Source organism: Sphingobacterium sp. SYP-B4668 (genome assembly GCF_027627455.1).
Classification (GTDB): domain Bacteria; phylum Bacteroidota; class Bacteroidia; order Sphingobacteriales; family Sphingobacteriaceae; genus Sphingobacterium.
This window is the reverse complement of the sequence record NZ_CP115483.1, coordinates 3,144,078-3,155,087: the sequence shown is the minus strand read 5'-3', so window position 1 is coordinate 3,155,087 and position 11,010 is coordinate 3,144,078. Positions and strand designations below refer to the sequence as shown.

The following is an 11,010-nucleotide window of genomic DNA, read 5'->3' as shown; positions in this document are numbered from 1 at the left end:
CGTCATCATGAATTATAAATTAAAAATACTTATTGCAGGTCTGATTATAACTTTTACGTCGTGTAAGGATATGGATTTGAAACCTCTGACGCAGGGAAATAGCGAGTCTTGGTATACGACAGAAGAAGAGTTAGACATGGCTGTCAATGAGTTTTATCTGTTAGGATATTGGCGGGATCCACTTGAATCTTCAGAGCAATGGACCGACAACTTTACATATCGCAATACCCACCGTATGGACATCCTCTACGGTACTTTGAATGGTGATCGCTGGGAAGTCTATAGACTATGGGAGCAAAATTATAAATTGATTGCTAGGGCTAATACCCTTTTGGAGAAAATCCATCAAGCAGAGGCAGCTGGAGTATCTGCGACTAAAATCAACCAGTATAAAGCGGAAGCATATTTTGCAAGAGCGTGTAAGTATGCCGAATTGATTACCTACTATGGAGATGTACCTTACATTGACCAATATATCACCATTGAAGAAGCGTTTCAAAAAGGTAGGGAGTCTAAGAGCGAGCTGATTCCTCGGATATATGCTGATTTTGACAAGGCTATTGAATCTCTTCCCGTGTCCTATGGTAAGGCGGCGCAACACTTTACAAAAGGTGCTGCATACGCGATGAAGGCGCGGTTTGCGTTGTATATCGGTGATTGGAAAGTTGCGGCAATATCTGCAAAAAACTGTATGGATCTGAATGTCTATGAGCTACATCCAGATTTTTCATCTCTATTTTTGGCTAGTACAAAAAGTAATACTAAAGAGAATATTTTTACTCTTCCACGTTCAATAGCGAATTCCGTAATTTTGGATCAATGGATAGTCAACAACGAATTAACTCGTAATCCGGGAGGATACGGATCGGCAAATCCATCTTGGGATTTATTCGCTTCCTATTTGTGTACCGATGGACTACCTATTGATGAATCCCCATTATTCGATTCCAAAAATCCATTTAAAAATAGAGATCCTCGATGCGCTAAAACTATCGTAGAATTCGGTACTGTACATGTGAATTTCGACTATAATCCTCATCCTGAAGTCCGAAAAGTAATGAACCATAAGACAGGGAAATTGCAAGATAATAATGATAATCGGGCAATAAATCAATATGCATCATTTAATGCATTGAACTGGAAAAAAGGAATTGACGAGAGATGGATCGAGAATGGTAAACAGGTTGAAAGGGACTATGTCGTGATGCGTTATGCGGATGTGCTCTTGATGTATGCAGAAGCGAAAATTGAATTGAATGAGATAGACGCTTCGGTAGTGAATGCTATGAATATGGTCCGGGCACGGGGCTATGGTGTACAAGTTTCTGAAACAGGACGTTATCCAGCTCTTGCCAATCTGGGACAAGTCAAATTGAGACAGTTGATTCGTACAGAGAGACGTATGGAACTTGCAAACGAATCTCTACGATATATGGATTTGATTCGTTGGAGGATAGCAGGGAAAGCTCTCAATACGAAGAATTATGGTATTTTATATCCCGCATCTGATTTGATTGCTAATGTGACATCTAAAGGTTTATGGTTTTGGCCAACAACGCCTCTTATCGATGAGGACGGTATACCTGATTTTTCGGCTATGGAACGTGCTGGGCAAATTGCGGTATTGTCACAGCGAATATGGGATGATCGACAATATCTGTGGCCTATTCCAAGTTCAGAAGTAGAGATCAGTCCTAATTTGACGCAAAATCCAGGATATTAACGAAGACAGCTCAGCTTAACTTCTCAATTCAGGAAAATAATATATCTTTATATCCGTAATCTCCAACTGTAAGGGTTGGAGATTCAACCTGAATTATTGTATTCGTACATCCTTTAATAGACTATACGATAGGGCAATATTTCAATATGCCTATGGACAATACCTAGCTCAAGCCTAATCAAATATTTAGGATATCAACGGATAATAAAAACCCATCATAATTATGAAAAACCTATTTTTTCTATTTTTTCTCCTTTGTTTCTCGCATCAGTTGCTTGGACAGCCCGCTAAGCAGCTAGTGGAAGTATTAGTTGCCCCTCAGAATGCGGATTATCTGTACAAATTAGGGGACGAAGCAACCTTTAATATTACAGTGCTCAAAAATAACGTGCCTGTGAAAGACGTGGAAATCAGATATGATATCTCTGAGGATATGATGAAGCCGTCCCGTTCCGAAGTCCTGTCGGCAAAAAATGGTGTCATTACAGTTAAGGGCGGAACGCTTAAAAAGGCGGGATTTCTACGTTGTCAAGTAAACGCAACGTATGAAGGCAATGAATATAAGGGTCTTGCTACCGTTGGGTTCGAACCTGAAAAGATAGCACCCGTTGCCCAGCTTCCGGATGATTTTGAACAATTCTGGAATCAGGAAAAATCGAAGATGTCGGCGATACCATTAGATGTTAAGATGACACTACTACCTGAGAAGTGTACGGAAAAGGTAAATGTTTATCATGTTAACGTGCAGAATTTTGAAAGTGGTTCTAGAGTATATGGTATGCTCACGGTACCAAAGGGGGAAGGCAAATATCCAGCAATTCTGAAAGTGCCGGGTGCCGGAGTAAGAGCATATAACGGAGATGTCGAGAATGCCAGCAAGGGCTATATTGTACTAGAAATTGGTATCCATGGAATACCTGTCAACCTTCCTAACGAGGTTTATTGGAATCTTGCTGAAGGAGCCCTGAAGAATTACAATACAATCAACTTAGAAAATAGAGATCAGTACTATTACAAACGTGTCTACTTGGGGTGTGTGAGAGCAATCGATTTTATCTTTACACTGCCAGAGTTCGATGGTACCAATCTTATTGCATATGGTGGAAGCCAGGGCGGAGCATTGTCTATTGTGACGGCATCGTTGGACAAGAGAGTAAAGGGATTGGTCTCATTTTATCCAGCATTGTGCGATATGACAGGATATTTGCATGGACGGGCGGGAGGATGGCCGCATATGTTCAACAAGGAAATCAATAATACACCAGAAAAAATCAAAACTTCGTTATACTATGATGTTGTTAATTTTGCACGTCACATTCAGGTCCCGGGTTACTATGGATTTGGATATAATGATTTAGTCTGTCCGCCCACGACAGTATATGCTGCGTTAAATACCATTTCTGGTCCCAAAGAATATTTTATTGCAGAGGATACAGGCCATTATACTTATCCCGAACAACGGACCAAATCAATGGAGTGGATAAGTAGATTTCTACAACAAACCAGATAAGTCTAACCTCAATCTTTTTTATTCAACAGAGGAGCTCCTAAATTTTTTTACGGAGCTCTCTTGTTGTTACACCACTATAAACGTATCTATATTGTCCCAAATGGTCATAGCGCAGTGTAAAGGAACAACACTTGGAGGCTTATAAAGACATTCATACTGTAATGGCTGCGCAAGAAGACCTAGCGGATACTGGTAGAAGCCTTTTTTCCAAAGATTGTTCGTAGGGCTGATGGGAGTCGAGAAGATTAAAATGTTTTATTTTGAAAGCAGTAGTGAATTCCATCTATTTAAAAGATTATTTTTGTTTGCATGAATAATTTGATAATGAAGAAGTTGTTTTCCTTTTTTGCTTTTCTAATATGTAGTATCGGAACAAGCGTAGCACAAGACTCCATTGCCAGTGGCCTGAACGTAAGCGATTCGATATCAAGAAGCTTGGATTCATTACGGACTGGACTAAAAGATTTGAACATAAGCTACATCACCAATATCAAAGCCAAAGATATTGGTGATGTCATTTCTAGGATAGCGGAAAACCATAAAAAATATACAAATTCTTCAGCCAGTGTGCCCTCGGATACGTTGCAGCAATGGCGACGTGAGGCGACAGATGAAATTGTTCGACTTAAATCCCTTGAACATACGATTAACAATTATAAGGATGGGGTAAGCAATACCAGAGACAAGTTTCTGAACTTAAAAATTAAATACCCGTATGCTGCTACTTCTATCCAAATCAATAGCTATCTAATACATGCTGAAAAGGAACTCACCACCAAATTAGACTCGCTATTAGAAATCGAAAAGAAAGTAAAGACGATGTTGTCCGAATCTCCTCGAGTGCTTTTGAGTCTAAGTGATGCTATCGTCACATCAGATCAAGGGGATGAGACAGGAGCCATCAAGACAAAGAGTTCGCTTTGGAGGGCTCATACTCAAACTGTGACTCGGAATGACATCGTCAACAGCATCAAGCAAAACTATGCCAGTACTAAATCCTTAAATCGTTATGTCAATCAGACGGATTGGGGATCTCGTATTTTGTTGATTGTGCTGACTGTAGGATATTTGTATTGGATTTTTACTCTTGAATTCCGAAACAGAAAACAGACTTCTACTGCTCAAACGTTTAAAATTCATAATGTTTGGCGAGTATGTCGTCTTTTGGGAAAAGGGATTATCCTATTACTAACGTTGCTGCCACTTGTGCAATTTGTGACTCCCACATTTCTCATTCAAGCTTCCCAATTGATGATCATGGTTATTTTTAGCCTCTTGCTATTAGATCGAATTCCCAAAGGACAGCGCAAAATACTGGCCGCGCTATTCTTGTTCTATATTTTAATAGTAGTAGCCAATTTGATTGTCAACGATGGTTTATTTTTGCGTGGTATTTGTATTCTATTCAATCTGGTAGCTTTATTTTTAGTGACATACACCAAAAGGCAGATAAAATCGCCAGAGGCTCCAGGATATATAAGTTCATTTATTTATGTAATATTCACTTGTCTGAGCGTATTGGCCATTATCTCTAACACATTGGGATATGTTAATTTGGCCAGAAGTTTTAGCATTGCCTGTGCAGTTGGTTTCGTTCAATCATTTACTTTGCAGTTTTTTTCAACAATGATTACGCACGACGTTCGAAATCAATTTAAAAAAGATCGTGAATCGGGTGGTTTTTGGAGTCGGTTTAATGAAGAGCGAACCCTTAAGGTCCTCGGAGATATCCTTCGATTGGTTTGCGTTCTTTTGGCAATAATTGTTTTTGCCAATAATCTTCAGTTTATCGAACGTCTATTGGATAAAAGCGATGATTTCTTTAATAAAGTTCGCAAAATAGGGAGTATATCCTTCACTGTCGGTAACATGCTTATCGCTATATTGCTTTTGTTTTTAACCAATTGGCTTCAAAAGAACATTAGCTTACTCATTTTAGGAGGGCAAGATGGGAAATTAAATAAGGACTACAATCAAAAAATGACACTTTTTCCCCTGTTTAGATTGGGAATTATCCTCATTGGTTTCTTTTTTGCGGTTTCAGCTTTGGGCATGAGTTTGGATAAACTTACCGTTGTAATCGGCGCTTTAAGTGTTGGTATAGGACTTGGCATGCAGAATATAATCAATAATTTCGTATCTGGTATTATTCTGGTTTTCGACAAGCCGTTTCGTGTCGGAGATCAGATAGAATTAGCGGATAAGAAGGGCCGCGTGAAGGAAATAGGAATTAGAGCCAGCGTATTACAAACCGGCGATGGAGCAGATGTCATTATTCCTAACGGTGATTTGCTTTCTGGGAGGCTTGTTAACTGGACACTGTCACAAGAATATAGTAGGACTAGCTTTACGATACAAGTCGATCGGAAGGTGGATCTGGCCCAAGCCATACAATGGACTACTCAAGCAATGGAAAGTAGTATATACTGTCTGAAGCATTTAGGGACTAATGTAAGTGTTCAAGATGTCAGCGAAGACATGGTGTATCTTAATTTAGGCTGTTGGATAAATGCTGCAGCCAATGCCGGTCCCTTTAGAAACGATGTATTGAAAGCATTGTACCAAAAATTTGAAGCAGAGCAGTTGAATTTCTATAGCATATCGTCACCAAAAACAATCATTAATAACAATCAGCCCCCCAATCCGTAGGCCTGTACTGTGTAGTATATGCCCTTATTAGAAATTCACGTGCACGTTATTTTTTTAGATAGGAAGATATCTACGGTCCGATTTTGAGTATGAGTGAGTGGGGTATATTTGACTTTAGTACATAAGAGAGCAGTATCGATTATCACTATGTTAACGGTGCTGCTGATATTCTTTTATAATGGGCAAGTCAGCTTCAGCCCAATCAAAGTTGTCAAGCTCTGATTTTTGAATCCATATGGCTTGCGCGTGTTCCATAGCCACAGGCTGTCCTTTGCATAACTCACATCGAAATGGATAGAGGGTCAATGAAAAATTAGGATAGTGGTGCTCCACTGGGCTCAGTTCCTCTTGGATGTAGATTTGTATCCCTAATTCTTCCTCAATTTCTCGCCTAAGACATACTTTTTTACTTTCTCCTGGTTCTATTTTTCCGCCAGGGAACTCCCATTTCAAGGGAAGTGTCATCTTTGATGAACGTTGACAGATTAATATTTTGCCTTCATGTTCGATAATTGCGCAAGTGACTTGTAGCATATCTGTAAAGATAATGCTTTTGCATTTAGAATCGATTTCGCTCCTTGGCTACATGTGATATTGTTTTGATGACACACTCGGATATTGTCGTATTATTGTTTATATTTAGTATGCCCAAAAACAAATAGATGAAAACTATCGATAAGCTTGCGTGGATATTCATAAAGGATGGTAAAGTGTTGAGCACACGCTCAAAGGATTCCGAAATTTGGTTTCTTCCGGGAGGCAAACGGGAACTGTTGGAAAACGATGTAGAAGCACTGACTCGTGAAATAAAGGAGGAGTTAACAGTGGACTTAACAATTTCCTCTTTGCAATACATAGGAGCTTTTGAAGCACAAGCCGCAAACCATGATGAGAACGTCAATGTTAAGATGAGCTGCTATCTAGCGGAATATACAGGTGAATTGATAGCCGCTTCGGAGATTGCAGAAATTGGTTACCTGGACTCCACGCATTTTAATATAATTTCACCTGTTGATAGAGTGATTTTTAATTTTTTGCAAGCTAAGACCCTCATTCTATAACCAATTATAAAGCAATTTCAGTTGACTTTTGAAAGAAACGCGATAGCACATTAGATCGTCTATTACAGTGACCAACTTTCTACATATAATGGGAAGCAGGGATTTGAAAAAATTGCTTTTTTTTATTTAATTTACGACGAATTGATATATTCATTTCTGTAAATTGTAAGAGCACAGGACGTTCGTTTTTATCCCTCATAACATAATACCTATGAACTCGAACAATATTTTGCGACTTATATTAACTCCTAATTTGGAGATTGCGGAAGAACGTTATCCTAAAATTTTGCAGTTAATCCAAGATTATAACCACCTGGTAGATAATTATGGAGATCCTCATTCCATAGGTTATCAAAATGTTGTAAGCCATCTTCAAGAGCTTACAGGCAAGGATATGACACCCTACAACATTATCGAATGGTGGGAAGAGGAGGGTATAGAGGTATTTGTCTTTCGCATAGCACTGCCAGACGCAGTTAAAGTAGATGATATTTCCTTTGACGAGCTAAGTGAAATCTTACACCGCATAGGCCATTTCGAATTGTATGATCAGGATTGGACGGATCAGACCTTTGCACAACGTTTTTCGCAGTATATGGATCAATATTACCACCCATTACTGCAGCTTAATTTTGATTCTTATGATTTTCGAAGCCTATTTGGAAAGCAGAAAAATGGGACATGGCTTACAGTAGAAGAAAAGGCAATGCGGCTATGGGAGGGAAATCGATGATAATGCGGGCGTGGAGTCGAAAGGTGAGGTATCCCTTACAATAACCTTGTGTGATTAATCTTTAATTGGAGATGCGCAATCCTTCGCTATAGATGGGCTCATATCTACATGTATATTCCCTGGGACAAGAGCGAGCCATTCGTGAAAAATAGCGGATAGCAGGGATAGTCCATACTGTTATTTTTGCTTTATTTTACACGTACAAAACGATACCCATGGCACATCGAATTTATACTTACAATATAGATTATAAGAGTAAAGACAATTTTCCCCATTACCTTGGCGAATGGAATTATGCGATACCAGAATTGTTAATTCCTTTGTTCTCAGGTAATCCAAGGAATAGGGGCACCCTACTATATTTTGACAAGGAAGAAGGCATAAGCAGATTAAGAACGTTCTATAATCTCCTTGGAGATACCTATCAGCTTCATCATCAAGAGAAGTATGAGGCGGCCATTAGTAAGATGTTCGGATTTTTGGAAAATCTTCCCTTTAATACCCTAATGATGGATGCTACGGACGTGTTCAATATGAATGATGAAAGGCACCGGGATCAGGCGAAAGACTGGGTAGAGGAAATTGTGGAGAAAACTAAGTTTTATAATCTAGCTATGTCTTCTAGAGATATTAATCTGTTGAACGACATTGTCTTGAAATCTGGATATGCATCATTTTTGGAAATCTTACAAAAGGATTGGATTGACTACGGATTGGGATATTGGAATGAAGACGCATACAAAGAAAGCAGCGCTGAAATATTTGAACAAGACGATTTATGGGGAGTAAAAGATAGCAAAGGCAATGTGCTAGTCCCACCTACATATGAAAATATTTATGAGTTTACGGCAGACGGAATAGCGGTCGTACAAAAAGATGGACGCTATGGCTATCTCAATGACAATGGGGTGGAGGTTGTTCCTTGTCAGTATCACGACGCTTGTGATGCTTTTAGGATTGATGGACAATTATATGGTGAAGCGTTGCAAGACAGTCAATGGGGAGTGCTCCATATCGATAGTGGCAAATGGAGTATTCCTGCTCAACATGACGAGCAAGCCAAGTTATACGGAGGTCTTTTTAATGTGAAAAGAAGTGGAAATTATTGCCTATTGAATGTTAAAAATGAGCAGGTAATTGGAGAAGATTCTGAATTTCCATTTGAATTCGAATATCCCGATTTAATCCTAACTAGAGATGGAGGAACTAGCAAAAGGCGATATTACAATCTGGACGGTGTTTATCTAGGCGCATACCTAGAAGATGTCTTGCATCCGATTTCGGCAGGATATTATTGGGTATCACCTAACAAATACCAACAGAAAATAAGTATATTAAGTCCTAACGGCACCACCTTAGCAGAAGAAATCGATCGTATTGTTGTGTTACCTGATTATAATAGTATTGCCTATATAAAGCAGAAGCGGTGGTATCTATATGATGTTCAACAGGAGCAAGACAGATTGGCTGGTCATGAGATAGAAAAAGTGAATATAGACGCCTTATGTAATTATATGCCCGATGTGTTCGTTATTGTCGAAGGGGGAGCCTACGGCGTATATCATGCTTTACAAGACCGATGGTTGGTTCCAATATCTCAGCAACATAGGAAAATAGAGCACTGTCACCTTGAGTTACTGCGTATCACCCTTGTAGACGGTATGCAATATTTTGATCAAAAAATGAAGGTCTTAAGCGACAAATATGATTTTATATGCCAGCCAATGGATTATAGCTCACAGTTACTATGCCTATTTTCCAACGATAAAATGTGGGTGTTGGATAACAATAGGCAGCTTTGTGAAGTCAAGGATGGACAGATGGGGGCATTGCATGAAAATGCACATAATCTAAGAAAGGAAGATCAACGTTACTTCCTAGATTACTATAAGCAATGGACCCAACGGATGGGAAACGGATTTGAGACATATTTTGATGACGACACATTATATCAAAAAGGTAGGGCACATGCCAAAGCGGGGGATGTGAGGTCCGCCATCCAACATTATACTATCGGCGCTCAACGTGGTAATGCACGCATGGCCTTTGAATTGGGGAGTATTTATACGACGGATCCAGAGTTTGAGGACATACCTTTAGGCGTGCAGCACTATGAGGAGGCAGCCTTACAGGACTATCCAAACGCATGGAATGATATTGGGTATTTATATCAAAATGGAATAGGCTACTCCCAAGATACAGCGCGCGCCATAATCGCGTATGAAAAAGCCGCAACCTTAGGCAGTGGTTTAGCACTTTGCAATCTTGGCGATTTATATTTTTATGGCAATCACGTTGACCAGGATTATGATAGGGCTCTCGAATATTACAAAAAATCTGAAAAAAAAGGTTATTCCAGTTTAGAGAATATGTCCGAGATTTATTACAAGAAGGAAGATTACACAACGCTACAACGTTACTTAAGGAAGGACTATGAGGAGACCTATGCACATATTTACTACGGTATTCTTTATGATCATGGATATGGGGTAAAGCATAATGCTAAAAAGGCAATTGACTTTTATGAGAAATCGATGGCCTATGCTCGATATTTTTATGCCTTAGAACGGTTGCTTTTTTACTACAAAACTCATCCAACTTATGCCGATCAAACAAAATATGAGCAATGGTCGACATTTGCCAAGGAGCACGATATGGAACTAAATGAAGAAAAAAGAAATGAAGAGATCGATTAAAGAGATGACAATAGCCCTAGTACTTGTTGGAAGTAATTTATTGGTACATGGACAGCAGTTGACCGTATCGATTCTACAAGGGCAGAAAAAGGTAGCTGCTGAAGAAAATAGATACCAACTTCAAAAGTCTCCCTTTACATTTTTGATAACGGCTAATCAGCTAGAAGGTTTTTTGATTGGAGCGACTTTCGATGAAGATGTGTATCTATCTGCAATACAAAAAGCGGATCTAGAGGTCACTTGGTTCGAAAATACTGGAATGGCCGATGCGCTATTCAATCCTGAACAGATTATGTGTATTAGTAACGATGCCCCTAGCTATTGGTATTATAGTAATCCAGGTGATCATCGCTTCGATAAGGATGCGAAAGGAACAGCATCCCAATGGATTGCCAAAAGAAGTGTAGCAAAGCTTGATGTTCTCGAGAGCAAAGAACAGGTTGCTTTGCAAAATATAAATAGACCATTATACGTGGTTTTCTATAATCCGATTTATGATAACGACTATAATTTGGTGGATAAGACCATTCTGTTTCACGCGCAGATTATGTGGAAGGGTCACTGATAATATAAAACGATAATCACCATTTGTTTTCTTGAATTAAATTTTACACACACTACCTATAGGGATTTCGAAA

At 39.1% G+C, this 11,010-nt stretch carries 8 protein-coding genes; 7 read left to right on the top strand and 1 reads right to left on the bottom strand.

All coding sequences use genetic code 11. From position 1 onward, the window contains the following. Positions 1–7: 7 nt before the first annotated feature. From OQ289_RS13160 to OQ289_RS13150, 3 genes are all read left to right on the top strand, one after another. On the top strand, positions 8–1,723 hold the full coding sequence (locus OQ289_RS13160) for a RagB/SusD family nutrient uptake outer membrane protein (RefSeq protein ID WP_270087317.1): 1,716 nt from the start codon (positions 8–10) through the stop codon (positions 1,721–1,723). A 223-nt stretch (positions 1,724–1,946) separates the two neighbouring features. Beyond that, positions 1,947–3,233 (top strand): acetylxylan esterase, encoded by a 1,287-nt coding sequence (locus OQ289_RS13155; RefSeq protein ID WP_270087316.1) that lies wholly within the window; start codon positions 1,947–1,949, stop codon positions 3,231–3,233. 324 nt (positions 3,234–3,557) lie between these two features. Further along, the gene (locus tag OQ289_RS13150; protein ID WP_270087315.1) at positions 3,558–5,882 is read left to right on the top strand and encodes a mechanosensitive ion channel family protein; all 2,325 of its coding nucleotides are present in this window, start codon (positions 3,558–3,560) and stop codon (positions 5,880–5,882) included. A 150-nt stretch (positions 5,883–6,032) separates the two neighbouring features. On the opposite strand, the gene OQ289_RS13145 is transcribed toward OQ289_RS13150, so the two are convergent. Beyond that, complete coding sequence (locus tag OQ289_RS13145) at positions 6,033–6,416, bottom strand: (deoxy)nucleoside triphosphate pyrophosphohydrolase (RefSeq protein WP_270087314.1); 384 nt, start codon at positions 6,414–6,416, stop codon at positions 6,033–6,035. A 128-nt stretch (positions 6,417–6,544) separates the two neighbouring features. Here OQ289_RS13145 and OQ289_RS13140 point away from each other — a divergent pair, with 128 nt between their 5' ends. The 4 genes from OQ289_RS13140 to OQ289_RS13125 all read left to right on the top strand — a co-directional run bounded on the left by OQ289_RS13140 (position 6,545) and on the right by OQ289_RS13125 (position 10,937). After that, positions 6,545–6,943: an NUDIX hydrolase gene (locus tag OQ289_RS13140; RefSeq protein ID WP_270087313.1), complete on the top strand. Its 399-nt coding sequence runs from the start codon at positions 6,545–6,547 to the stop codon at positions 6,941–6,943. Positions 6,944–7,154: 211 nt separating this feature from the next. After that, positions 7,155–7,676 carry a hypothetical protein gene (locus OQ289_RS13135; protein ID WP_270087312.1) on the top strand — a complete coding sequence of 174 codons (522 nt, stop codon included), beginning with the start codon at positions 7,155–7,157 and terminating at the stop codon, positions 7,674–7,676. Between the two features lie 215 nt (positions 7,677–7,891). Beyond that, positions 7,892–10,372, top strand: a complete 2,481-nt coding sequence (locus tag OQ289_RS13130; RefSeq protein WP_270087311.1) for an SEL1-like repeat protein — start codon at positions 7,892–7,894, stop codon at positions 10,370–10,372. Then, positions 10,356–10,937, top strand: a complete 582-nt coding sequence (locus OQ289_RS13125; protein ID WP_270087310.1) for a hypothetical protein — start codon at positions 10,356–10,358, stop codon at positions 10,935–10,937. The genes OQ289_RS13130 and OQ289_RS13125 overlap by 17 nt, the downstream gene beginning before the upstream one ends. Positions 10,938–11,010 lie beyond the last annotated feature (73 nt).